A 24,023-nucleotide genomic window follows, 5' to 3' on the forward strand; every position below is an offset into this window, starting at 1 on the left:
GCCTAGCCGCCGCGATGGCGTGATCTTTGTGCGGGCCACCAGGTGGACCCCTACCCCTCGTTCGTATATTCCTCCACCACGGTCGCCCCGAGCTCGCGCACGATCAGGTCGTGCCCGGACAACGCGTTGTCCACGAGGTCCGGGTCGTCGTCCTCCGGAGTGTCGTCCTCCAGCCGCACCGGCGGGGGCTCCTCCTGCCGCGCGTCGTGCCGTACGGGAGCGGCGGCCTGCGGCGGCTGCTGCGTGGGCTGTACGGGAGCGGGCGCGGCCGGGGTCGCGGGCCGGGGGGCCTGCGGAGGCGGCTGCGGGGGCTGGTACTGCTGGACGGGCGGGGACGGCGGCCGGGGCGCGCCGCCGCCGAAGTTGCCCGCGGCGGGCGGGGGCTGGACGCCGCCCGACGGGTCGATGATCGCCTCGACCTTCCACTGCACCCCGAACCGCTCGGAGAGCACGCTGCGCAGCACGTCCTCACTGCCGCTGCTCGCGAAGTTGTCCCGGGCGCCCGCGTTGATGAAGCCGAGCTGGACGGTGGTGCCGTCGAATCCGGCCACCTGCGCGTTCTGACTGAGCAGGATCCAGGTGAAGCGCCGCTTGTTCTTGACGGCCTCCAGGATGTCCGGCCACATGTTGCGCACCTGCATGGCGTTGCCCTGGGCGGCGCTCCCCTGGGCGACGGGGGCGGGCGCCTGCTCGGCGGGGGCGGCGGGAGCCGGGGCGGGCTCGGCAGCGGGCGCGGCCGAGGGCCAGGCGCCGGCGGCGGGAGCGGGGGCAGATGCGCCGGGCCACGCCCCGGGACGGCCGCCCCCCTGCCCGGGCGCGGCAGCGGACGGCCAGGCCCCGGCGGGCTGCTCCGCGGGCGGAGCGGGCTGAGGCTGGGCGGGCTGGGGCTGAGCGGAGGGCGCCTGTTGAACGGGCTGCTGCTGCGCGGCAGGTTGCTGCACAGGCGCCTGCTGCACCGGCGGCACGGGAGGCGCGACGGGCCCCGGGTGGGCGGGCCCGCCCACCGGCGCCGGCCCCCCCGCCCCCGCACCCCGCACGGCAGCCCGAGCGGCCTCGGGCCCGCCGGGTCCGCCGGGTCCGCCCTGCATCGGCGCATGCGCCTCGGGCCCGGGCACGTACCCCATGGCGGGCCCACCGGCGGGCGCCGCCTGGAAGTTGACCCCGCGCTCCAGACGGTCGATACGGGCCTGGAGCGAGCGCTCGTCGTCGTACGCGGCGGGCAGCAGCACCCGGGCGCAGATCAATTCGAGCTGGAGCCGGGGCGAGGTGGCCCCGCGCATCTCGGTGAGCCCGGCGTTGACGAGATCGGCGGCCCGGCTCAGCTCGGCGGCCCCGAACACCGAGGCCTGCGCCTGCATCCGCTCGACGACATCGGCGGGGGCGTCGATGAGCCCCTTCTCCCCGGCATCGGGAACGGCGGCGAGGATGACAAGATCCCGCAACCGCTCCAGAAGATCGGCGACGAAGCGACGCGGATCGTTGCCCCCCTCGACGACGCGATCGACCACCTCGAAGGCGGCGGCCCCGTCCCCCGCGGCGAACGCATCGACAACAGAATCGAGCAGCGACCCATCGGTGTACCCGAGCAGGGCGGTGGCCATGGCGTACGTCACACCGTCCTCGGCGGCGCCGGCGAGCAGCTGGTCCATGACGGACATGGAGTCACGCACGGACCCGGCCCCGGCCCGCACGACGAGCGGCAGCACACCGTCCTCGACGGTGGCACCCTCGCGCCCGCAGACGTCCCCGAGGTACTCCCGAAGCGTCCCCGGCGGCACGAGCCGGAAAGGATAGTGATGGGTGCGCGACCGAATGGTCCCGATGACCTTCTCGGGCTCGGTCGTGGCGAAGATGAACTTGAGGTGCTCCGGCGGCTCCTCGACGACCTTCAGGAGGGCGTTGAAGCCGGCCGAGGTCACCATGTGCGCCTCGTCGATGATGTAGATCTTGTACCGGCTGGACGCGGGCCCGAAGAAGGCCTTCTCGCGCAGCTCACGGGCGTCGTCGACACCACCGTGCGAAGCGGCGTCGATCTCGATCACATCGATGGAGCCCGGCCCGTTGCGCGCGAGGTCCTGGCAGGACTGGCACTCCCCGCAGGGCGTGGGCGTCGGGCCCTGCTCACAGTTCAGACATCTGGCAAGAATGCGGGCACTGGTCGTCTTGCCACAGCCACGCGGCCCGCTGAACAGGTACGCGTGATTGACCCGGTTGTTCCGCAGCGCCTGCTGCAGCGGGTCGGTGACATGCTCCTGCCCGATGACCTCGGCGAACGACTCGGGGCGGTAGCGGCGGTACAGCGCAAGGGACGACACACATACGAGGTTATCGGGGCCCACTGACAACCGGCCCCGCCGACGGCCGCCCAGCCGCCGTGCGCCCGGCGAAATGGCGGCCCGCACAGGGGAAACGGGGCACCCGCCCCGGAAAATCAAGCGCCCCTCACGCACCCGCCAGAGCCAACCTACCCTTGCTGCCTTCCGGCCCTGGGGGAGTTCAGTCAGATAGCGCCACGTGAGGGGCTCCGCACAGGGTACCCGATCCCTGACGTGGGAACGAGTTCGCGAGCACCCCTCAACGTCTTGTATTGTTTGCCGCGGAGGATTCGCCTAGTGGCCTAGGGCGCACGCTTGGAAAGCGTGTTGGGGGCAACCCCTCACGAGTTCGAATCTCGTATCCTCCGCCAGTGCCTCACCGGGCACGATGTCGAAGGGCCCCACCGCTTGCGGTGGGGCCCTTCGACGTTCGCGGTTGCAGTTCCGGTGCCGGCCCGGTGGCACACCCACCTTCCCAGGCCCAGGTACAGGTACAGGCACACCGACGGTCAGCGCTCAGCCCGAACGCGTACAGCAGACAGCCCCACTCCGCAGGATCAGCGCGTGGCCGCACTTCGTTCGAGGCTGACCGGCACCCCGGCACTCACATCGCGACCGGCTGTCGCGAGTTGGAAACGCCTTCCCACCTCTCGACAAAAGCTGGACCGCGCGAACCTTCCGGAGCCCTACGCAAGGGCATCACGCGAGATATACTCAGCACACAAGTTGATATCAAAGGAGGTGTCTCAATGAGTCGGACCGTGATCGACCTCGACGACGAGTTGCTCGCCGACGTGGCCCAGGCCCTCGGCACCAGCACCAAGAAGGAGACCGTCAACACCGCCCTCCGCGAAGTGCTGGAGAACCGCCGCCGGGCGCTGGCCCTCACTCGCCTCCGCGCGGCAGCCGACGAAGGCGCTTTCGACCTGGATCTGCTCGACGACAAGCGGAACTACCGCCGGTGAGCGCGGCCCAATTCCTCATCGACACCAGCGCGCTCGCACGCTTCATGCGCCCCGACGCAGAGCAGTACGGCTGGGACCAGGCTGCTGCCGCAGGACTCATCGCGACCTGCCCCATCACCGAGCTGGAGTTCTTCTACAGTGCCCGGTCCGCTGAGGACAGGGCAAAAGGCATCGACGACATGCGGCTGCTGTTCAGCTGGGTTCCGGTCGATGATCGTGCGTACGACCGTGCCTGGCAGGTCCAGGAAGTCCTCACCAAACGAGGGCAGCATCGGAGCGCGGGCGCCGTCGATCTCGTCGTGGCTGCAACGTCTGAGCTCCAAGGGCTGACGCTGCTGCACCGCGACCGGGACTTCGAATGCATCGCGGCTGTCACGGGGCAGGCACTCCAGTGGTACGGGCCTGAGCCCGGCAAGTAGAGATCCCTGATTGCAGTTCTGGTTGCAGCTCTGGTTGCTTCACCGTCGTACTGCACCGTCCAGAAGCCCTACCCCACACCCACTGCACCGTAGGTCGGAACGCTCCCGCACACCCCCGTGTGCCTACCGGCCCCTTCCTGGCCGAAGGTCGTCTTTCCAGGGGCGGAGGTGCGGTCTAGCGTTTCTCCTGGCCCCGGACCCCGGCCATGTCTCAGACGTGGAACGTCGATCCGGCGGCCGAAGCAGGGGTGGGGGCATTGCGACAGCAGCCGCACGCTGCGGGCGGTGCGCTGCTCGTCGGACGCGGCCCTTGGCCGACGGTACGGAGCGAGCCCGAGGCGATCCGCGTCCCTCGCGCCCTCCCTGCCCTCTCCGGCTCCCCCGATCCCGCGCTTGCCGCCACATGGTGCGCGGGCACATGTCGCACCGCCCTGTGTGGCCTGGCCACATGGCGCGTGGCCACGTGGTGCGCCCCCACGTCTCGGCCGCCCCTGGCCCGGGACCTGGCCCGGGACAACACTCAGCCGCACCGAAGCTCCCAGAACTCCCATGGGGCGCCGGAACACTCCCGCTGTTTCGGCGCCCCACGGTCGAGGGCGGGCCTGGCCTCGCGGCGGAGTGCCGGCAGGTGGAGGAGACCAGGGCCGCGAACAAGCACGGGGCATCCTCCTGCTCACGCCGGGGGCTTGACGACCCCCCATAGGTGCGCGGACCGGGAGGGTGGCGATATCCGGTCCCGTCCAGGGCCCGCCGGGAGCCGTCAGGCGTCTGCCGGTCCTCGGTGGGCAACCGGCCCTCAGGGCAGCGCGAGTTCGTGGTCGCCGTCCGCCAGGGTCGGCGGGAGCCGGTCGAGGACGACGAAGGCGGAGTCCAGGCCGGTGAGCCGGAACAGCCGCATGACGCCGCGCGTCCCCCGGACCAGCCGCAGGGTGCCGCCTCGTGCGGCCACGCCGTCCTGGACCTCGCCGAGGAGCCGCAGGCCGCCCGCGTCCATGAACGTGACCGGCCGCAGATCGACCACTACTTCCGGCGCCTTCCGGTCGACTATTCGCTGCACCGCGGGGCCGAGGACCAGCTGGGCCTCGATGTCGATCTCCCCGAACAACTCCAGGACGGTGGTCGCTTCCACCGCCCGATCCCACAGGCCGAACCCGGACACGTCGGCGCACATGAGGAACCCCCAACGACCCCCTCGGGAAAACGATCCCTCGGGACGGACAGACAGCACACGGACCGGCCGGTCACTCCTCAATGCCGGAGCGGAACAGAGCCACCAGGGTCCGGGGCGCACTGCTCGTGGTGCCCTTCCATCATGCCCGTTTATCGCCCATCAGACCCGCTTCCGTCCGGAGTTGACCGGACCTGCCCAGCCAGTTGCGTACCCGTACGTACCCGATTCATGGCGCTTCGTTCCGGCGCGCCCCCAAAGAACCCCGAAACATCACAGTTCTGCGCAGAACCGCCCCGGGCCGGATCCTCACAGCGGCGGCTCCTCCGACTGGCGGGGCACGTGAATCGTTTCCGTGGGGCGCAACTGGCGGCGTCTGGTGGGGAGTTGAGCGGGTTCCGCCGGGTGGTTGCGGGGGCCGCGGCCGCGGGGTGCGGGGCCGGCCAGGAGGGTGCTCGTGCGGTACAGGTACTGGACCTTGATGCGCAGGGCCCAGGGGTCGAGGGGCTTGATCAGGTAGTCGGCAACGCCCAAGTTCAGGGCCTGGGCCGCCATTTCGCTGTCCTGGCCCATGCCCGTCACCAGGATGACGGGGATCAGCTGGGTCTGGGTCAGGCGGCTCAGATAGCGGGCCACGTCCAGACCGCTCACGCCCGGCATCACGACGTCGAGGATCGCGACCGCTATCCCCCCGTGCAGCGCGGCCTTGAGGGCGGCGTCCCCGCTGGTCGCGAGCTCCAGCGGATATCCGAGCGGCGCGAGGATGCTCTCCATGGCGAACAGGTTGTCCTCATGGTCGTCGACCAGTAGCACCTTCATGTCCGCGGACATGGCCCCATCACCTTCACTCGGGAGCGCCGGATAGGCATATGCCCGTTCGCGGCCGCTCGTACGCAGTCGTGGAGCACCACCGTGGTGTGCATGTGGGGGATGCACATGTGGCATGCATGTGCCGGGTCGGTCCGCACATAGTCTTCGGCTCGCTTGTGTGGACCGAATTCTCGCACCGGGCGCCCCGGAACATCAGGGTGTCGACAATGCCGGTTCCGCCTCCCTTGGCGACACCGGGTGCCGACACGCACGTGCCACTGGCCCATGTCCCGCCTCGCTCACACCTACGGGTGAACCCCCGGGACTCCGCTCCGAGGCCCGTCGGAGCTGCGAAAACCCCAAGATCCGCTTCCATCGGACGCGGAAGCCCGGCTTCCTGTGGTCTGAACCACCGTTCACCGTGCGGAACTTGATCCCGATCAACCGTCAGAATGACCGGATGATGATCCCGTCATCCCCTTTCGCACGGTACGTGGCCAGGAACGGCGAGCGATGAACACACCCGCCTCCCCCAAGCTCTCGACTTCGTTCGAGCAGGAGGGACCCCCCTCGGTCCACGACCGCTCGGCCGCCCTCACCCCCGCGGTGATCGGCGCCGTGCTCGTGCTCGTCGCCGGCTGGCTGCTCCTCGCCACCGTGCCCCGCGCGCTCGACGAGGACCGGGCGTTCGCGGCGTCGGCCGACTGCCCGGTCGCCGAGGTCTCCACGGAGTGCAGATACACCGTCGCGGCCACGGTGACCTCCGCCGCGGCCGACCACAAACACCGCTCGACGTACTACTGGCTGGGCCTCGGCCACGTACAGGACGGGCCCGGTGCGCTGCCGGGGCGGCTCAAGTCCGGCCCGCTGAGGGGCAGTTCGATGAGGAGCAGTTCGGCGAGGAGCGGTTCGGTGACGGGGGCCGCCGAGGCGGCGACGCGCCGCGTCAAGATGGAGGGCCGCACCCCGGTGTTCGCCGTCGTGCGGCCCGGCGCCCCGCTCCAACTCACCTACTGGCACGGGGAGATCAGGTACGTCGAGTTCCAGGGCCTGCGCCAGTACACGGCGGCGGATCCGCGGGGCGGCTACCGGCTGCCGCTGGCCGCTGCGCTCGTGCTGCTCTCCGTGGGAGGGGCGTGCCTGCGCAGCGCGTACTGCTGGGTTCGGCGCGCCGACCCGGCCGCGCACGAGCCCTGGCGGCTCACCGTGCCGCTGGCCTCGGTGCTCCTCATCTCGTGCTTCGCCTTCGGTACGCCGTGGGTCACCGGCGGGGTGCCGACCGCCCTGCTGCTCACGGCGGTCGGGGCCGTGCCGGTGCTCGCCGGGGCCGCCTGGCTGGCGCGCCGCCATCATCGGCGCACCACCGACACGATCAAGGTGACCCCGCTGATCCCCCTCGGCGAGGCGTGCTTCCCCGGCACGATCCTCGGCGAAGTCCCCTACAGCCACGAGGGGTTCGGACATCTGGTGGCCGCCCCGGGGCTGCTCGCCGCCACCCCCGACCCGGCCGGCCGGTTCGCCCGCCGTCCGGTGCCCCGCACCCTCACGGCCGTCCGGGTCCGCCCGCCGTACTGGACCGACCCGGGCCCCCGGCCCGCCCCCGGCGCGCAGGTGGTGGAGTGCCGGGACGGGGCGACCCCGGTGTATGTGGTGACCGAACAGCGCTACACAGCCTGGGTGTTGGGTGCACTCAGGCACCCGACGGAGGCCCAGCTCAGGGCGGGCAGCGCCGTTATGTGGGCGTAGTGCCCATATAACGGCCCCCATATGAGGGCCGCCCATATGGGGGCCGTTATATGGAGGCCGGGAGGCCGGGCCTCCACCCCCAACCACGCCGAGCCTCCCCGAGGCACAGCCCCCTACACCCCGAACGGCGCCGGGTAGCGGATCACGCCCGCCGGCGCGGCCGCCCCGTCCGGACGCAGCCGGAGCGCCATCATCGCCTCGTCCGGTACATCGAAGGAGGCCCGGATGCCGAGGCCGGAGGCCGTGGTGAAGCCGAAGCGGGGGTAGTGGTCCGGGTGACCGAGCACCAGGACCAGGTCCTCGCCCAGCTCCCACGCGGCATCGAGCGCGGCCCGCACAGCGGCGGAACCGGCGCCCGTGCGCTGATACTCGGGCGCCACCGCGACCGGCGCGAGCGCCAGCGCCGGGGCCTCACCGACCCGGCACCGGGTCAGCAGGGCGTGGCCCACGACCGTGCCGTCCGGCGCCTCGGCCACGATCGACAAGCCGGGGATCCACGCCTGGTCGTCCCGCAGCGTGTCCACGAGGTCGGCCTCGTGCGCGGTGGGGAACGCGGCCAGGTTCACGGCCCGTACGGCTGCCCCGAGCACCGCTCCAGCACCGGCCCCGCTCCGCCCCGCCGGACTCGCTCCCCACCCCCGCAGGGCGCCTACGCCTCTACTCGTCTACTCGTCCGGGACCTCCGCCGGACAGCTCGTCCCCGCCTCCGGCACGGTGCCGTTCACGAAGAAGGAATCCACCTTGGCGCGGATGCACTGGGAGGCCGAGTACGCCCCGTGGCCCTCACCCTCGTATGTCATCAGGACACCGGAGCCGAGCCGTTTGGCTGTGTCCTGCGCCCATGGGTACGGCGTCGCCGGGTCGCCCTTGCCGCCCACCACCAGGATCTTGGGCGCGCCGGGGTGGTCTATCCGCCGGATGTAGTCGGTGCCCGCCGGCCAGCCCGCGCAGGCCACGGCCCGCCCGGCCGATCCCGGCCCGAAGTACGGGGATTCCCGCGTGAGTTGCTTCTGTACGGCGTCGAACTCCTTGGCCGGGTCGGCCGGCCGCACCGGGTCGTCCGCGCAGTTGATCGCGAGCATCGCCTCATTGGAGTTGTCGGCGGGCGCGTAGTCGATGCCCTCGGTGAGCGAGGCGAGGACGGTGGGGTCGTCCTCCTGAAGGAGGGCGGCGATCCCCGCGGACAGCGTGGGCCAGGCGGCCTGGCTGTAGAGGGCAGCCTGGACCGCATTCTGGAGGTCGTCTCCGGTGAAGTCCTGGTTGTCGGCGCCCGTCACCACGTTGCCGTCGGCGAGCTTCGCGACCGCCGTCTCAAACGTCGCCCTGACCTCCGCCGGGCTGGTGCCGAGCTCGCAGTTCTGCTGGGCGCAGCCCGCGAAGAACGCGTCGAGTGCCCGCTGGAAGCCCTTGGCCTGCGCCAGCGCGTCCTGCTCGGCGGTGCCCTGGAGCGTGTCGACCGCGTCGAGGGCCATCCGCCCGGTCTTCTTCGGGAACTGGCTCGCGTAGACCACGCCGAGCCGCGTCCCGTACGAAATCCCCAGGTAGTTGAGCTTCTTGTCGCCGAGCACCTGGCGCAGTATGTCCATGTCGCGGGAGGCGTTGATGGTGCCGACGTGGTCGAGGAGCGGGCCGGTCTTCTCGCGGCACGCCTTCGCGATCGCCTCTGCCTCGGCGACCGCGGCGGCCCCCGTGCCCGGCGCGCCCTGGCTCTGGCCCTCCAGTCGCGCCGGCTCGTCCTCGCCGCCGCACCGCACGGGGGAGCTGCGCGCGACCCCGCGCGGGTCGAAGCTCACCAGGTCGTAGTGCTTGCCGATCCCGGCGGCCTCGGCCCGGAACGCGGCCAGGCCGTCGACCCCGGAGGCGCCGGGCCCGCCGAAGTTGAAGACGACGGAGCCCTTGCGGTCCTTACCGTGTGCCGTGGTCCTGAAACGGGACACCGCCAGCGAGATGGCCCCCTTGCCGAGGTCCCCGTAGTCGACCGGAACACTGAGCGTGCTGCACTCCATCTCCCGTACGGAATCCAGGAGTTCGCCGGTCTGGCCCTCGGTGGGCTTGCACGGTTCCCAGCCGATCTTCTGCCGGTAGAACCGCCCCAGGTCCGGCTCCGGCCCGGCGGCGCGGGTGACGGCCGTGGGGCCGATGAGCGCCAGGGCCGCCGCAGTGGCCCCGGCCGCGATCGCATGTCGAGCGAGCATCGACTCACCCTTCCAGGAGGCCAAGTCCCTCGTTCAGGCTAGACACCGCCGCCGGAACCCGCGCGCCGGGCCGCACTCACGCTCCGTAACTGTCCGTGGCCGCCCGCTCCCCCAGCCACTCCGCGAAGGCCGTGCCCCCCTGGGCGTCGGGGCGGGCGGAGGCGAGGTGGCCGGCGCGGAGGGCCCGGCCCATGCGGCCGGGGACGGGAGCGGGCAGCAGGGCGGCCCGGCACGCCGTGGTGGTGCGCCAGGTCGCGGCCAGGGTGCGCAGATCGGTCCGCTCCGGACCCGCGGCCTCGATACGGCCGTGGCGCGGGGCGGCCTCGGCGGCGTCGGCCACGGCCCGGGCGGCTTCCACGGCGGCCATCGGCTGCATGATCACGTTCTTCGGGGCGGGCAGGAAGCGGGCCCGGGCCGTCGCCGTGAACACCCCCGCGACCAGCTCGTGGAACTGTGTGGCCCGCACGATCGTCCACGGCACGGGGCCCGCCGCCACGGCGTCCTCCTGCGCGACCTTGACCTTGTAGTACGGCATCGGCACCCGGTCGCAGCCCACGATCGACACGCACACGTGGTGGCCCACGCCCGCCGCGCGCTCCGCCGCGACCAGCCGCTTCGTGCCCTCCACGAGGGTGGCGCGCATGGTGCGCGGGGAGACGGAGTTCGCCGCGTCGACCACCACGTCGCAGCCCGCGAGCGCGGCCTCCAGGCCCTGGCCCGTGGACAGGTCGACCGGGTACTGGGCCGAACTCCGGCTCAATACCCGCACGTTGTGCCCGCGCGCCCGAAGCTCCTCGACGACATGCCGGCCCAGCGTGCCGGTGCCTCCGGCGACGGCGATGTCCAGCGGGTGTGTGTGGTCGGCGTGATTGGTGTGGTCGGCGCCATTGGTGTGGTGCGCGTCCATGGGGTTCGTGCCCGAGGGGTCTATGGGGTTCATGTCCAAGGGACGGGACAGCCCCGCCATCTGTGACACATGGGCGGTGACGGTCAGGTGTGGAGGGATTCCGCGGCCTCGCTGTGGCCCTCGGGTTCCAGCTGGATCGTGGAGTGGGCCACGTCGAAGTGGTCCCCCACACAGCTCTGGAGCCGGGTGAGCAGCGCCCCGTATCCACCGTCCAGGGCGGCCTCCTTCACCACCACATGTGCGGTGAGCACAGGCATCCCGGAAGTCACCGTCCAACCGTGCAGATCATGTACGTCGACCACACTCGGCTCGTCGAGGAGGTGGCGGCGCACCTCGGCGAGGTCGACGTCGTCCGGGGCCGCCTCCATCAGCACGTGCAGGGCGTCGCGCAGCAGTCCGTACGTCCTCGGCACGATCAGCAGCCCGATGACGATGGAGGCGATCGGGTCGGCGGCCTGCCAGCCGGTGAACAGGATGACCAGGCCGCCCACGATCACCGCGACCGAGCCCAGCGCGTCGCCGAGCACCTCCAGGTAGGCGCCGCGCAGGTTGAGGCTCTTGTCCTTGGCGTCCTTGAGCAGCCACAGGCCCACGAGGTTCGCGGCGAGCCCGCCCACCGCGACCGCGAACATCAAGCCGCCCTTGACCTCGACCGGCTCGCTGAAGCGGCGGATCGCAGACCACAGCACCCAGACGAAGATCGCGGCCAGGAGCAGGGCGTTCAGGACCGCCGAGAAGATCTCCACCCGGTAGAAGCCGAAGGTCCGGCGCGGTGTCGGGGCACGCTGGGCGAGCGTGATCGCGCCCAGCGCGAGGGACACCCCGATCGCGTCGGTGAGGCTGTGCGCGGCGTCGGCGAGCAGCGCGAGGCTGCCGGAGAGCAGCGCGCCGACCACCTGGATGAGGGTGATCGACGCGCTGATCGCGATGGTCCACAGGAGCCGCTTGCGGTAGGTGCCGCTGAGCGTGCCGGATGCGGCGGAGGGCGCGCCGTGGTCGTGTCCCATGCGCGCCTCCTCGTGCGGGTGTGGCCCCCGCACATTAGAGGATCACGAGGTGTGGGCTCCCGCCACTGAAGGCACGACCGCCGCCGGCACCTCGGGCAGCCGCACCCGGTCCGCCGAGGTCCCCGTCCCGGTGGGCCGCATCCACCCCGGGGCCGCCCCCGTCTGAGCCGCGGTCTGTGGGTGGCTGCCGTGCGGCAGGGCGTCCGGGAGGTCCTCGGCGCTGTAGCGGCGTACCGAGCGATGCCAGTTCAGGATGCCCGCGATCCAGTCCTGGAGTTCGGCCACATAGGTGTCGAGCGCCGCCCGCCCCCGCTCGTCGAGCTCGAAGTCCTCGTAAAGAACGGGCAGTTCGTTCTCGATGACGTGCTGGAACTGGCGCAGCCGCGAGCGCATCAGGTCGTCGACGATGCGCAGGCCCGTCGGGTAGTCGCAGTTGAAGAAGTTCTGGACGACCAGGACGCCGTTGTGCAGCTCGCCCTCGTACTCGATCTCCTTCTGGTACGAGAAGACGTCGTTGAGGAGGCAGCAGTAGTCGGCCGCCGCGTTCTCCATGCTGCGGATGGGGCCGCTCTCGTAGATCCCGGGCGGCAGTTGGCCCCCGTGGCGGAGCCGGGACAGGCTCATCGTGAGGTCGGAGCCGAAGGTGTTGCGGCGCATCTCGATGTAGTCGACGGGGTCGGGGATGCGGTGCTGGGCCTGGTTGTGCAGCTCCCAGAGCCAGCTCTCCAGCATCGCGTCGACGGACCGGCGGAAGGCCGCGCGGGCCTCGGGGGGCATCGGCCCGGCGGTGCGCGCCCACAGGTCGGCGAGGCCGCGCTCCATGGGGGTCCGGGCCACCGCGAGCCCGGCTTCGGGCTCGTCGACCGGCATGCACGCGGAGAGCCGTTCGTTGTTCGCCCGCGCCCCGGCCAGGTTGCGCGGGCGCCCGTAGAAAAGGGGGTAGTAGTCGTCGCCGTACGTGCCCCAGGTCAGCCACTGGGCGCTGAGTTCGAGCTCTTCCGGCGTCGCGTCGGGGTCGAGTCCGGCGGAGCAGAGCGCGAAGTCGTAGCCCGCCAGCTTCTCCTTGTCCCAGACGTCGTGGAGCAGCCCCATACGCTCCGCCCAGTCGACGGACGCCACACGTGCGCGGGCCACATGCGGGCTGAGCGACAGTGGGTAGGGCACATCGAACTCGGGCAGCAGCGACGGGCCGACCTTCTGCATCGGTACATGCGTGAAGCTGCGCTGCCGGGCCGCGGCCGGGCGCCCGAACAGCGTCGTGATGTCGAGCGCCGAGGTGCCGAGCACCCCTGCGAAGAGGGAGGGGCCGGTGACGGCGTCCTCGTTCATGTAGCGGCTGGAGCGCATGTGCCACTCGTGGCCGCCGGACTGCCAGTCCTGGAGCCCCTTGACGTACGCGGCGACGCCCGCGCACTGGTCCGGCGTGAGGCCCTTCTCCAGGCACAGGGCCGGCACTTCGGTGAGCGCGGTGTTCTCGAACTGCTGGAGCCGCGAGGTCAGCAGGTCGTTGACGGCCTCGGCGGCCTCCTGCGTCGTGCACCCGAGAAAGGTCTCAAGTACCAGTACGCCATTGCTGAGTTCGCCCTCGTCCTCGACCTCGCGCTGGTAGGAGAACAGGTCGTTGCGCAGGTGGACGGCGTCGGAGAAGGCGTCGGTGAGGACCCGCAACGGCCTCGACTCGGCCACGGACACGGGTAGTTCGGCGTTCGCGGCGTACTCGATGAGGCCGGCCGACCAGGGCGCGCCGCCCACCTTGCGGCGCATTTCGATGTACTCGACGGGGTTGGCGATCCGCCCCGCGTTGATGTTGGCGAGCTCCCACAGCGACTCGTTGAGCAGGTTGCGGGTGCTGATCGCGAAGCGCTCGCGCCACGCCCCCGTCATCGAAGGGACGGTGCGCGCCCACAGGTCGGCGAGGCCGGCCTCGACCGGGTTGGTCGCCTCGGGGAACCCGTCGGCGAGGTCCATCGGCATGAACGCGGGCAGCCGGTCCAGGTATTCCTTGCCGCCCTTGCGGTCCAGGGTCCGTTTGAACATCTCCAGGAAGTGGTCGTCGAAGAAGAACACCCACACGTACCAGTCGGTGACCAGGGCAAGCTGTTCCGCGTCGCAGTCGGGGTGGGTGTACGAGCAGAGCAGCGCGTAGTCGTGCGCGTCGAGGTCCTTCTGCTCCCAGATTCCGGAGCCTTCCAGCATGCCCATCTGCCGGGCCCAGGTACGGGAATGCGCTCTGGCGGACTCCAGATGGGGATTGAGCCGGGCCGGATACGGCAGATAGAAATCCGGCAGGACAAAAGGCTGGCTCACTGCGGCGGCCCCTCCTGAATACGCACGTGCCCGATATGCACATGGCTGGGACGCACATGCTTGGTACGCACGTGATGGTCCGAGCCGAGCTACCCCGCCGGGCCGGGGTCATTCGGGGGCCGTACGCCTGTCATACGAAAGCGTGAGTCGCGGCGAAAGCCGATTCGAACGGGCCCTCCGCCGCCGGACGGGGGACGTGTGCGGCGGTGGTCCGTGTCCGGGGGCCACTCCCGGGGCGCCCGCGTCCGGCGGTGTCCGCGTGCGTCGCGGTCTTCGGCCGTCGATCATCTAGGCATGAACACAACCCTTCGGCTCGCCCAGCAGCCCGAGGCCGACGAGCTGCTCGGCCGCAGCCCGCTGGCCGCGCTGGTCGGCATGCTGCTCGACCAGCAGGTCCCCATGGAATGGGCGTTCTCCGGCCCGTACACGATCGCCCGGCGCATGGGGGCGGACGATCTCGACGCCGGGGCCATCGCCGCGTACGACCCGGAGGCCTTCGCGGAGTTCCTCAAGGAGAAGCCGGCCGTACACCGCTACCCGGGGTCCATGGCCAAGCGGATCCAGCAGCTCTGCCAGTTCCTCGTCTCGGAGTACGGGGGTGACGCGGCGGCGGTGTGGACGGGCGTCGGGACCGGCGCCGAGCTCCTGGCCCGCCTCCAGGCGCTGCCCGGGTTCGGCGAGCAGAAGGCGAAGATCTTCCTCGCGCTCCTGGGCAAGCAGCTCGGGGTCCGGCCCAAGGGATGGCGCGAGGCGGCCGGGTCCTACGGCGAGGCGAACTGCTTCCGCTCGGTGGCCGACATCACCGGGCCGGAATCGCTGACGAAGGTACGGGCGTACAAGCAGGAGGCGAAGGCCGCGGCGCGGGCGGCGAAGCCGGCGAAGTGAGCGGCCCGGGGCACCCCGGGGCCCGGGGTTGCCCAGCGCACAGGCCCCGGGGGCGCCGCCGCCCCGCCAGCAGAGTGGCCGCGCACGGCGCATGGAACCCCCAGCAGACCCCCTACCGCCTCCGCGTCCCGAAGAGCGAACGCGAAATCTCCCGCCCCAACTGCGTCCCCAGGGACCTCGCCAGCGAGCGGAAGATCCCGCTGCCCACCACCTGCTCCGCAAGCGACGCGTCCTGCTTCTTGGGACGCGCCGAACCCTTTTCCGAGGGGGTGTTCAGGGCGGCCTCCACCGACGCCGCCTGCCTCGTCCGCTCCGCTGCCGACAGCTTCTCGAAGGCCGACTCGCGGTCCACCGGTTCCGCGTAACGGCCGTACAAAAGAGAGGACTCGACCGCTGCCTCAAGGGCCGCCGCGTCAATGGGGGCCATCAAAGACTGCGGGGCCCGCAGGCGCGTCGCCGCGACCGGGGTCGGCGCGCCGTTCTCGCTCAGTACGGTGATGACCGCCTCGCCCGTGCCGAGCCCGGTCAGCAGCTCCTCCAGGTCGTACGGGGAGTTCGGGAAGGTCCGTACCGTCGCCTTCAGGGCCTTCGCGTCGTCCGGGGTGAAGGCCCTCAGCGCGTGCTGGACGCGGTTGCCGAGCTGGGCGAGGACGTCGCCGGGGACGTCCTTCGGGGTCTGCGTCACGAAGAAGATGCCCACGCCCTTGGAGCGGATCAGCCGTACCGTCTGCGTGATCGACTCCAGGAACGCCTTCGACGCGCCGTTGAACAGCAGATGCGCCTCGTCGAAGAAGAAGACGAGCTTGGGCCGGTCCACGTCCCCGACCTCGGGCAGTTTCTGGAAGAGGTCGGCCAGCAGCCACATAAGGAACGTGGAGAAGAGTTGGGGTTTGTCCTGGACCGCGGGAAGCTCCAGCACCGACACCAGCCCCCGCCCGTCCGGAGCCGGCCGCAGCAGTTCGCTCGTGTCGAACTCCGGCTCCCCGAAGAACGATTCCGCTCCCTGCTGCTCGAACGCGGTGATCGACCGCAGGATCACCCCGGCGGTGGTGGACGACAGCCCGCCGATTCCTTTCAGCTCCGCCTTTCCCACGTCCGAGACCAGGAAGCCGACCACCGCCTTCAGGTCCTTCAGGTCGTACAGCTCCAGGCCCTTGCTGTCCGCGTAATGGAAGATCAGGCCCAGTGACTGCTCCTGGGTTTGGTTGAGTTGGAGCACTTTCGACAGGAGAACCGGGCCGAAACTCGTGACCGTGGCGCGCAGCGGGATGCCGGGGCCGATGCCGCCGAGGCCGTAGAACTCGCAGGGGAAGCCCGCCGCCTCCCAGTCCTGGCCGACCTGCGCGGACCGCTCGGCCACCTTGTCGCCCGCCTTGCCCGGGGCCGAGATGCCCGACACGTCGCCCTTCACGTCGGCGAGGAAGACCGGCACGCCGTTGGCGGAGAGCTGTTCGGCGATGAGCTGGAGGGTCTTGGTCTTGCCGGTGCCGGTGGCCCCGGCGACCAGGCCGTGCCGGTTGAGCATGGAGAGGGGGATGCGGATCGGCGCGCCGGGCAGGCACTGGCCGTCCCAGAGGAGGGCGCCCAGCTCCATCGCGGGGCCGGTGAAGCCGTATCCGGCGGCGATCTCGGCGGCGGCCGGCGGCAACGAGGCGGAGCCGGGAGGGGGCGCGGACGCGGCGGCGGGCGCCGGGGTCCGATCCCGCGCTCCGGTTTCGTCCGGCCCGGCGGCACCCATGGGCTCGGAAGCGGCCGCGGTCTGGTCGCTGTCGGTCATGACGGGCCCCCCGCGTCGGGTTGCGTCGGATTTGCTGGCTCTTGCCCAGGATTGCACTCGCCCTCCATGGCTGCGCCCGGAGCCGCTCGCCCGGTAGGCTTTCCGTGTGATCTTCAAGCGCATCGGAAGCGGGCGGCCCTACCCCGACCACGGCCGGGAAAGCACCCGGCAGTGGGCGGATGTCGCGCCGCGCCCGGTCCGGCTCGATCAGCTCGTGACCACCAAGGGGCAGCTCGACCTGGAGACCCTCCTCGCGGAGGACTCCACGTTCTACGGCGACCTCTTCGCGCACGTCGTGAAGTGGCAGGGCGACCTCTATCTGGAGGACGGGCTCCACCGGGCGGTTCGGGCGGCGCTCCAGCAGCGCCAGGTTCTGCACGCCCGCGTACTCGAAATGGACTGAGTGCGACAGCCGGGTGAGCCTTTCGGACCCTTTGAGGCGCATACGGGCGCACACGCGCGCCAACCGTTGATCATTTAGTAGGCATCGTCCCGGGTCGGCACTACCCTGCGCCTATGAGCATGCTCACTCCCCCCGGCATGGGCGGAAAGTACCGCATCAAGGGTGACGCGTACCCGCGGATGCGACGTCCTCGTAGGCGCGGCCGGCTGGTCCTCGCGCTCGTCGGGGCGATCGTGGCCCTCGGCCTGATCGGCTGGGGGACGATCCAGCTCATCGACGTTTTCGGCGGCGGCGGGAAGGCGAAAGCGGCGGCCCACCAGAAGGACTGCCCATCGCCCGGCGCCTCGGGCGCCCCCCAGGCGCTGCCCAAGCCCGCGCAGATCACCGTCAACGTCTACAACGCGACCCCGCGCGCGGGCCTGGCCAAGACGGTCGCCGACGAGCTGAAGAAGCGCGGCTTCGCGATCGGCAAGGTCGGCAACGCGCCCGAGGCGTACGACAAGAAGGTCCCGGGCAACGGGATACTGCTCGGCGCCCCGGCGGCCACCGGCGGCCCCTTCTCCGTACTGGGCGCACAGCTCAAGGGCGCCACGCCGAAGACCGACACGCGCAACACGCCGGACATCGATCTGATTCTGGGCACGACGTTCGCCGACCTGAACACGCCGAAGGACGCGGACACGGCGCTGGCCGCTCTGGCCAAGCCCGCACCCGCGCCCTCGGGGAAGTGCTGAGAACCCTCTGACGGGACCGCGCCGGCGGTCCCGTACGGGAACCCGACCGCTAGTCGGCCGTCCCGTACATCCGGTCGCCCGCGTCGCCCAGGCCCGGCACGATGTAGCCGTGCTCGTTGAGGCGCTCGTCGACCGAGGCGGTCACCACGGTCACCGGCGTGCCCGCCAGCTCGCGCTCCATGATCTCGACGCCCTCGGGCGCGGCGAGCAGCACCACGGCGGTGACGTCGTCGGCGCCGCGCTTGATCAGCTCGCGGATGGCCGCCACCAGCGTGCCGCCGGTCGCCAGCATCGGGTCCAGGACGTACACCTGGCGGCCGGAGAGGTCCTCGGGCATGCGGGTCGCGTAGGTGGAGGCCTCCAGGGTCTCCTCGTTGCGGATCATGCCGAGGAAGCCCACCTCCGCGGTCGGCAGCAGGCGCACCATGCCGTCGAGCATGCCGAGGCCGGCCCGCAGGATCGGGACCACCAGCGGGCGCGGGTACGAGAGCTTCACGCCCGTCGTCGGCGTCACCGGGGTCTCGATGTCCACCTGCTCGGTGCGCACGTCCCGGGTGGCCTCGTAGGCGAGCAGGGTGACCAGCTCGTCGGCGAGCCGCCGGAAGGTCGGGGAGTCGGTGCGCTTGTCGCGCAGCGTGGTGAGCTTGTGCGCCACGAGAGGGTGGTCGACGACATGGATCCGCATGACGTCCACAGTAGCCGGGGCGTAGCCGCCCCGCGTCCCACCTGGTGCCCTTACGCACTGGCGTCAAGCGCCCGAACGGGGGGAAGGTGGGAGGCAGGAGACGACCCGGGGCGGTGTGAGCCAATGCCGGACGAGCACGACGCGGAGCGACAACCGGAGAGCGACGCGGACCGGCGACGACGGCGCGCCCAGTTCCTGCGCGAACTGCACGAGGCGAAAGCGCTGCGCGACCGGGTCCAGCCCCGGCGCGCCCGCGCCGCCCGGATGCGCCAGGCCATGCGCATGCGAACCTTCCGCTGGTGACCCCGCGAAACGGCGCGCCGGGCCCGTGATCACGGCGATCGGGAACCCTTGACGGCGGCGGCCCGAAGGCGTGGTCCCGGCGCGTCGGACCTCGTGATCACGGCGCGTCGGGGACCGTGATCACGAGGGGTCGAACCCCGCGTTCGCGACGACCGGAAAAACGCAACCGCGGAAGAACTCTCGCAACGGCGGTGTTTTCTGCCACGATTCCGAATGAAGCCACAGCCGGGGGGACCCCCAACCGGCACGCCTATGACCAGTGGGAGAGTCACGGTGTACTTCGCCGCACTGCTCGCGCGCACCGAAGACGGGTGGGAAGCGAGCGACACAGAGCTCGACGATGTGGAGACGCTGTCGGATCTGGCCGACCTGGCCCGGGAAGCAGCAGCCGACGGGGCCGACGACACGGTGCTCGTCTTCATCGAGCAGGAGGACGCCTGGTTCGGCGTCGTCCGCGTCGACGGCGAGGAGGACCCGCGCGTCTTCGTCTCCAACGCCGCCGTCGCCGCCCGCTCCTCGTACGGGGCCATGCTCACCGACGAACTGCTCGGCCACGACCAGGACGACGAGGAGGACGAGCTGGACACCCTTGACCTCGACGGCACGGAGGACGGCTACGAGGACGAAGCGGCCGGGGCCGCGGACGAGCCGGACGGCGGCGAGCCGTCGGACGGCGCCGCACCGGCCGGGCCGCTCGGCGAGAGCGCGATCCTCGCCGACCTCGGAGTGAGCGAGCGTCGCCTCCTGGCGCTCGACGGCGACGCCCTCGTGACGATCGCGGACGCGCTGGGCGCGGCCGAGGTCCTGGAGGCCGTCCGCTAGTGCTCCACCCGCACGATCCCGTACGCGAACGGTGGGCGGAGCCGATGCGCTCCGCCCTGGCCGGGGCCGCACAGGCCGAGTCGGCCGGCGATGTGCCGGTCGGCGCGGTCCTGCTCGCCCCGGACGGCGCCTTCCTCGCGGCCGGGCACAACGAACGCGAGGCGACCGGCGATCCGACCGCGCACGCCGAGGTCCTCGCGATCCGGCGCGCGGCGCGCAGGACGGGCGAGTGGCGGCTGACCGGCTGCACGCTCGTCGTCACCCTGGAGCCGTGCGTGATGTGCGCGGGCGCCATCGTGCAGTCCCGGATCGAGCGGGTCGTCTACGGGGCCCGCGACGAGAAGGCGGGCGCGGCCGGTTCGCTGTGGGACCTCGTGCGCGACCAGCGCCTCAACCACCGCCCCGAAGTGATCGCGGGCGTCCTCGAAGAGGAGTGCTCGGCGCAGCTGACGGCCTTCTTCCGACAGCGGTGACCCAGCTCTCCCCGAACCGATTTCAAACCACGGCCCACCTTGGGCTAAGCTCTCTCTCGGTAGCGTGTCCGAGCGGCCGAAGGAGCTCGCCTCGAAAGCGAGTGTGGGGAAACTCACCGAGGGTTCAAATCCCTCCGCTACCGCTTCTGAAGGGCCCCGACAGCGTCGGGGCCCTTCTTGCGTGCCCGGTCCGCGAGACCGGACGGACGTTGCCCGGACGCGAAGAAGCCCCGGTCGGGGGGAGTGACCGGGGCTTCGACGTCAGGACGGGGGGAGCGGCATCGGGGGGACAAGCCGCTCCCCCCGATGCGAACAGAACCTGCAAGCCCTGCGCCGCAGTCAGGGGGGAAGCTCGCGGCGCGGACCCCGCAGTGAGGTCCTGTTCCTCGCCCGCCGCATTCCTGCCAGATGTGGTGGGCTCAAGAACCATCCTGCTCTCCCGTCACGTCCTTACCGTCGGGCAAAGGGCCCCGATCACCGGGCCCTTGGTCCTTAAAGGCCGGGTGAGTACCGGCCAAGTGGCGGTTAGACTCACCCGACCGCACAGGGGTAACGCCGTCGCCGGGGAGGGGCAAGGCACAGTGGACGTCAAGAAGGTCCTGCTCTACATCGCCGTGGTTTTCGTGCTGTACACGATCATCACGTCGCCGGTGCAGGCCGCCGGGATGGTCCAGACCGGGTTCGAGGGCATATCCAGCGCGGCCAAGGGCGTCGGAGAGTTCATGACCAACCTGGTCCGTTGAGCCCGTCCACCCTGTCGTCACAGACGTAGTCGTAGGAGAAGCCATGATCCGCCACCTGGTCCTGTTCAAGCTCAACGAGGGCGTCGGGCGCGACGACGAGCGTGTGGTCGCCGGCGTGAAAGCCTTCCAGGAGCTCGACGGCCTCGTGCCCGAGATCGAGTTCTGGGAGTGCGCCTGGAACATCACCGACCGGCCGATCGCGTACGACTTCGCCATCAACTGCGCCGTGGCGGACGCGGACGCGCTCAAGCGGTACATCGAGCACCCCGCGCACCAGGCCGCGGCCGGCCAGTGGCGCGAGTTCGCCACCTGGGTGATCGCCGACTACCCGTTCTGAGCCGGTGCCCGATCCCTCGACGGATCCGGTACGCAGCCCGGCCCCGCGCCTGAGAGGTGCGGGGCTTTTTCGTGCCTCCGCGACCCTCCGACCGGGGCCATCTGCCCCAACTTGCCCTCAACACGTGGTTATACGGTGCTTGCACACAGTGGACATGTCTTGTGATGCTATGACCGCTTTTGACGGATGAGTTGACCGAAGACTAAGGGGTGGCGTGACCGTGCCGGCCAGTACTACGCCTCAAGTGCCGCCCCAGAACGAGCCCCAGGACGCCCCCGAAGTGCCCGCCCAGGACTCCTCGGAGGGCCCCAGAGGCCCCGTCAGGACCTCCACCAGGGGCGCCGACACCCGCGCCCTCACCCAGGTCCTGTTCGGCCAGCTCAAGGGGCTCACACCGGGCACCGCGGAGCACGGCCGGGTGCGCGGGGCGCTGATCGAGGCCAACCTGCCGCTCGTGCGGTACGCGGCGGCCCGGTTCCGCAGCCGCAACGAGCCCATGGAGGACGTCGTCCAGGTCGGCACGATCGGCCTGATCAACGCGATCGACCGCTTCGACCCGGACCGCGGCGTCCAGTTCCCCACCTTCGCGATGCCCACCGTCGTCGGCGAGATCAAGCGGTACTTCCGCGACAACGTCCGCACCGTGCACGTCCCGCGCCGCCTGCACGAGCTCTGGGTGCAGGTGAACGGCGCCACCGAGGACCTGACGACCCTGCACGGCCGCTCCCCCACCACCGCCGAGATCGCCGAGCGGCTCAGGATCGGCGAGGACGAGGTGCTCGCCTGCATCGAGGCGGGCCGCTCGTACCACGCGACCTCCCTGGAGGCCGCCCAGGAGGGCGACGGACTGCCCGGCCTGCTCGACCGGCTCGGTTACGAGGACCCCGCGCTCGCCGGCGTCGAACACCGCGATCTGGTCCGCCACCTTCTCGTACAACTGCCCGAACGCGAACAGCGGATCTTGATGCTCCGCTATTACAGCAATCTGACGCAGTCCCAGATCAGTCAGGAATTGGGAGTGTCGCAGATGCATGTGTCAAGGCTCCTGGCCAGGAGCTTCGCCCGACTTCGATCCGCAAATCGAATCGAGGCATAACCGGTTCGAGTGAGCCGGGCTCCCGTCTCGGGCCGGTAAAAAATTTCCGACCGAAAAACCCCACACCCCCTGTTTCCTGCACGTACGCGGGCCCACCTTGTCGACATGTCACTACAGCGTGTTGCCGACATGTGACATTCTGCGGAAACCGCGTTTGCCGCAGCCCCGCCTCCGGTATTCAGGTGGAGGCTGCTTCCTCCGATGGTCGTAGCCCAACGCGACCGTCCGCGACCTCAAGGGGGTGGCATGTCCGCAGAACAGGGCAGCTCGAAGGTGCTCACGCTCACCAAGAGCGCACCCGCACCGACCGTGCGCCGACACGCCGCAAACACCGCAGCAATCGACACCCGCACGCTGTCCCGCTCCCTGTTCCTGCGCCTCGCCACGCTGGACACCGACAGCCCGGAGCGCACGTACGTACGCGACACGCTCATCGAGCTCAACCTGCCGCTCGTGCGGTACGCGGCGGCCCGGTTCCGCAGCCGCAACGAGCCGATGGAGGACATCGTCCAGGTCGGCACGATCGGCCTGATCAAGGCGATCGACCGTTTCGACTGCGAACGGGGCGTGGAATTCCCCACGTTCGCGATGCCCACGGTCGTCGGTGAGATCAAGCGGTTCTTCCGCGACACCTCGTGGTCGGTGCGGGTGCCGCGCCGCCTCCAGGAGCTGCGGCTCGCCCTCACCAAGGCCAGCGACGAGCTCGCCCAGAAGCTCGACCGCTCGCCGACCGTCCCCGAACTGGCCGCCGTTCTCGGCGTGTCCGAGGAGGACGTGGTCGACGGGCTCGCGGTCGGCAACGCCTACACCGCCTCCTCGCTCGACTCCCCGGCCACCGAGGACGACGGCGGCGAGGGCTCGCTCGCGGACCGGCTCGGCTACGAGGACACGGCGCTCGAAGGCGTCGAGTACCGCGAGTCGCTGAAGCCGCTGCTCGCCAAACTCCCGCCCAGGGAACGGCAGATCATCATGCTCCGCTTCTTCGCGAACATGACGCAGTCGCAGATCGGCGAGGAGGTCGGCATCTCGCAGATGCACGTCTCGCGCCTGCTCACCCGCACGCTGGCCCAGCTCCGCGAGGGCCTCATCTCCGACTGACCCTCGCCGACTCCCGTTCCCCCCTGGTTAATTGACGCTCCGTCAGACACACTGGCGCGATGCGACGACGTGCTGCGCTGATCGGCGTCTCGGCGGTGGTGGTACTGGGCCTGGGCGGCGCCCTCGCCGCCTGTGCCGGCGGCGGGGAGCGGTCCGGGTACGTGGCGGTCGGGGCAGCGGGTCCCGGCCCCTCGGCCCCGGACCACGCGGTGCCGCCGCGGGACGGGGTTCGGCTGGTCCCGCTGGACGGTTCGGCCGCGCCGGGCCCGTCCGGATCTTCGGGTACGAGCCCCGGTGCGGGCCCTGGTACCGGTACCGGTACGCCTTCGGTGCCGCCGGGGCCGGGCGCTCCGGCCGGGCAGACACCCGCGACCCCGGTGGTTCCGGGCCCCGCCAAGTCCCCTGCCGCACCCGGGCGTTCGCCCTCGGCCGGCTCACCGGGCGCGCCCAAGGCGCCGGGCAGTCCCGCTGCCCCGTCCGGTACGCCTTCCGGCTCCGCCGGGCCCGCCGGGCCCGCGGTGCTCAGCCTCGGGGCGCCAAGCCGTTCGGCGGGGGATCACCGCTGGTGCGAGAACGTGACCGTCCAGTTCCGCAACAGCGGGGGTACGGCGGTGAAGTCGGGCAGCGTCATGTTCGCGACGCACATCATCGGGCTGCTCGGGGTGGACTGGGCGACCATTACGTCCAGCCAGCCGCTCCCGGTGCCGATTGCCGCGGGGGCGGTTTCCTCACATACCTACGGGGTGTGCGTGGAGGCCTGGCGAGTGCCGCTGGGGATGCATGTGGAGACGCGGTCGGTGACGGCCGGTTGGAAGTGACTCGCCCGGA

General features: G+C 70.8%; 24 protein-coding genes, 2 tRNA genes and 1 other RNA gene. 16 read left to right on the forward strand and 11 right to left on the reverse strand.

Features of this window, described 5'->3' with window-relative positions:
* Positions 1–50 precede the first annotated feature (50 nt).
* Positions 51–2,315: a DNA polymerase III subunit gamma and tau gene (locus tag OHA17_RS19060; protein WP_406507592.1), complete on the reverse strand. Its 2,265-nt coding sequence runs from the start codon at positions 2,313–2,315 to the stop codon at positions 51–53.
* 113 nt (positions 2,316–2,428) lie between these two features.
* Positions 2,429–2,527, reverse strand: an RNA gene (gene ffs / locus OHA17_RS19065) — signal recognition particle sRNA small type.
* A gap of 71 nt (positions 2,528–2,598) precedes the next feature.
* On the opposite strand from ffs, the gene OHA17_RS19070 reads away from it, so the two are divergent.
* From OHA17_RS19070 to OHA17_RS19080, 3 genes are all read left to right on the forward strand, one after another.
* Positions 2,599–2,686, forward strand: a tRNA-Ser gene (locus OHA17_RS19070).
* Positions 2,687–3,064: 378 nt separating this feature from the next.
* A complete protein-coding gene (locus OHA17_RS19075; RefSeq protein WP_053725891.1) occupies positions 3,065–3,280 on the forward strand; it encodes a type II toxin-antitoxin system VapB family antitoxin in 216 nt (71 codons plus the stop codon).
* A complete protein-coding gene (locus OHA17_RS19080) occupies positions 3,277–3,699 on the forward strand; it encodes a PIN domain nuclease (protein ID WP_406507593.1) in 423 nt (140 codons plus the stop codon). The genes OHA17_RS19075 and OHA17_RS19080 overlap by 4 nt, the downstream gene beginning before the upstream one ends.
* 796 nt (positions 3,700–4,495) lie before the next feature.
* On the opposite strand, the gene OHA17_RS19085 is transcribed toward OHA17_RS19080, so the two are convergent.
* Together OHA17_RS19085 and OHA17_RS19090 are read right to left on the reverse strand one after the other, a co-directional pair.
* Positions 4,496–4,828, reverse strand: a complete 333-nt coding sequence (locus OHA17_RS19085) for an STAS domain-containing protein (RefSeq protein ID WP_406507594.1) — start codon at positions 4,826–4,828, stop codon at positions 4,496–4,498.
* Between the two features lie 348 nt (positions 4,829–5,176).
* A complete protein-coding gene (locus tag OHA17_RS19090; RefSeq protein ID WP_398874082.1) occupies positions 5,177–5,698 on the reverse strand; it encodes a two-component system response regulator in 522 nt (173 codons plus the stop codon).
* Between the two features lie 492 nt (positions 5,699–6,190).
* Here OHA17_RS19090 and OHA17_RS19095 point away from each other — a divergent pair, with 492 nt between their 5' ends.
* On the forward strand, positions 6,191–7,423 hold the full coding sequence (locus OHA17_RS19095; RefSeq protein ID WP_406507595.1) for a hypothetical protein: 1,233 nt from the start codon (positions 6,191–6,193) through the stop codon (positions 7,421–7,423).
* Between the two features lie 113 nt (positions 7,424–7,536).
* On the opposite strand, the gene OHA17_RS19100 is transcribed toward OHA17_RS19095, so the two are convergent.
* The 5 genes from OHA17_RS19100 to OHA17_RS19120 all read right to left on the reverse strand — a co-directional run bounded on the left by OHA17_RS19100 (position 7,537) and on the right by OHA17_RS19120 (position 13,839).
* Entirely contained in the window at positions 7,537–8,013 is a 477-nt protein-coding gene (locus OHA17_RS19100) for a GNAT family N-acetyltransferase (protein WP_406507596.1), read from the reverse strand.
* Positions 8,014–8,088: 75 nt separating this feature from the next.
* The gene (locus OHA17_RS19105; RefSeq protein WP_406507597.1) at positions 8,089–9,618 is read right to left on the reverse strand and encodes an alpha/beta hydrolase; all 1,530 of its coding nucleotides are present in this window, start codon (positions 9,616–9,618) and stop codon (positions 8,089–8,091) included.
* Between the two features lie 76 nt (positions 9,619–9,694).
* Positions 9,695–10,558: an SDR family oxidoreductase gene (locus OHA17_RS19110; protein WP_406507598.1), complete on the reverse strand. Its 864-nt coding sequence runs from the start codon at positions 10,556–10,558 to the stop codon at positions 9,695–9,697.
* Between the two features lie 50 nt (positions 10,559–10,608).
* Positions 10,609–11,532: a cation diffusion facilitator family transporter gene (locus OHA17_RS19115; RefSeq protein ID WP_406507599.1), complete on the reverse strand. Its 924-nt coding sequence runs from the start codon at positions 11,530–11,532 to the stop codon at positions 10,609–10,611.
* A 42-nt stretch (positions 11,533–11,574) separates the two neighbouring features.
* Positions 11,575–13,839 carry a germacradienol/geosmin synthase gene (locus OHA17_RS19120; RefSeq protein WP_406507600.1) on the reverse strand — a complete coding sequence of 755 codons (2,265 nt, stop codon included), beginning with the start codon at positions 13,837–13,839 and terminating at the stop codon, positions 11,575–11,577.
* Positions 13,840–14,133: 294 nt separating this feature from the next.
* Here OHA17_RS19120 and OHA17_RS19125 point away from each other — a divergent pair, with 294 nt between their 5' ends.
* Positions 14,134–14,724 carry an HhH-GPD-type base excision DNA repair protein gene (locus tag OHA17_RS19125; RefSeq protein ID WP_406507601.1) on the forward strand — a complete coding sequence of 197 codons (591 nt, stop codon included), beginning with the start codon at positions 14,134–14,136 and terminating at the stop codon, positions 14,722–14,724.
* 112 nt (positions 14,725–14,836) lie between these two features.
* Here OHA17_RS19125 and OHA17_RS19130 read toward each other — a convergent pair whose 3' ends face one another.
* On the reverse strand, positions 14,837–16,462 hold the full coding sequence (locus OHA17_RS19130) for a helicase HerA-like domain-containing protein (RefSeq protein WP_406510761.1): 1,626 nt from the start codon (positions 16,460–16,462) through the stop codon (positions 14,837–14,839).
* Between the two features lie 145 nt (positions 16,463–16,607).
* Between OHA17_RS19130 and OHA17_RS19135 the strand changes: the two genes are divergently transcribed.
* Positions 16,608–16,904 carry a type II toxin-antitoxin system VapB family antitoxin gene (locus OHA17_RS19135; RefSeq protein ID WP_053725882.1) on the forward strand — a complete coding sequence of 99 codons (297 nt, stop codon included), beginning with the start codon at positions 16,608–16,610 and terminating at the stop codon, positions 16,902–16,904.
* Between the two features lie 113 nt (positions 16,905–17,017).
* A complete protein-coding gene (locus OHA17_RS19140) occupies positions 17,018–17,638 on the forward strand; it encodes a LytR C-terminal domain-containing protein (RefSeq protein ID WP_406507602.1) in 621 nt (206 codons plus the stop codon).
* Positions 17,639–17,687: 49 nt separating this feature from the next.
* On the opposite strand, the gene upp is transcribed toward OHA17_RS19140, so the two are convergent.
* The gene (upp, locus tag OHA17_RS19145; protein WP_053725981.1) at positions 17,688–18,323 is read right to left on the reverse strand and encodes a uracil phosphoribosyltransferase; all 636 of its coding nucleotides are present in this window, start codon (positions 18,321–18,323) and stop codon (positions 17,688–17,690) included.
* 123 nt (positions 18,324–18,446) lie between these two features.
* Here upp and OHA17_RS19150 point away from each other — a divergent pair, with 123 nt between their 5' ends.
* From OHA17_RS19150 to OHA17_RS19190, 9 genes are all read left to right on the forward strand, one after another.
* Complete coding sequence (locus OHA17_RS19150; protein ID WP_398874100.1) at positions 18,447–18,626, forward strand: hypothetical protein; 180 nt, start codon at positions 18,447–18,449, stop codon at positions 18,624–18,626.
* A 273-nt stretch (positions 18,627–18,899) separates the two neighbouring features.
* Positions 18,900–19,448, forward strand: a complete 549-nt coding sequence (locus tag OHA17_RS19155; RefSeq protein ID WP_406510762.1) for a hypothetical protein — start codon at positions 18,900–18,902, stop codon at positions 19,446–19,448.
* 44 nt (positions 19,449–19,492) lie between these two features.
* The gene (tadA, locus tag OHA17_RS19160; RefSeq protein WP_053725978.1) at positions 19,493–19,921 is read left to right on the forward strand and encodes a tRNA adenosine(34) deaminase TadA; all 429 of its coding nucleotides are present in this window, start codon (positions 19,493–19,495) and stop codon (positions 19,919–19,921) included.
* A 58-nt stretch (positions 19,922–19,979) separates the two neighbouring features.
* Positions 19,980–20,064, forward strand: a tRNA-Ser gene (locus tag OHA17_RS19165).
* A 438-nt stretch (positions 20,065–20,502) separates the two neighbouring features.
* Positions 20,503–20,664, forward strand: a complete 162-nt coding sequence (locus tag OHA17_RS19170; protein ID WP_189965863.1) for a hypothetical protein — start codon at positions 20,503–20,505, stop codon at positions 20,662–20,664.
* A 43-nt stretch (positions 20,665–20,707) separates the two neighbouring features.
* Positions 20,708–21,001 (forward strand): Dabb family protein, encoded by a 294-nt coding sequence (locus tag OHA17_RS19175; RefSeq protein WP_053725879.1) that lies wholly within the window; start codon positions 20,708–20,710, stop codon positions 20,999–21,001.
* A 220-nt stretch (positions 21,002–21,221) separates the two neighbouring features.
* Positions 21,222–22,097, forward strand: a complete 876-nt coding sequence (locus tag OHA17_RS19180) for an RNA polymerase sigma factor SigF (protein WP_053725977.1) — start codon at positions 21,222–21,224, stop codon at positions 22,095–22,097.
* A 246-nt stretch (positions 22,098–22,343) separates the two neighbouring features.
* Positions 22,344–23,195, forward strand: a complete 852-nt coding sequence (locus OHA17_RS19185) for an RNA polymerase sigma factor SigF (protein ID WP_053725878.1) — start codon at positions 22,344–22,346, stop codon at positions 23,193–23,195.
* Between the two features lie 59 nt (positions 23,196–23,254).
* A complete protein-coding gene (locus OHA17_RS19190; protein ID WP_406507603.1) occupies positions 23,255–24,013 on the forward strand; it encodes a hypothetical protein in 759 nt (252 codons plus the stop codon).
* Positions 24,014–24,023: the final 10 nt, after the last annotated feature.

The organism is Streptomyces sp. NBC_00212 (assembly GCF_045206365.1).
Taxonomy (GTDB): domain Bacteria; phylum Actinomycetota; class Actinomycetes; order Streptomycetales; family Streptomycetaceae; genus Streptomyces.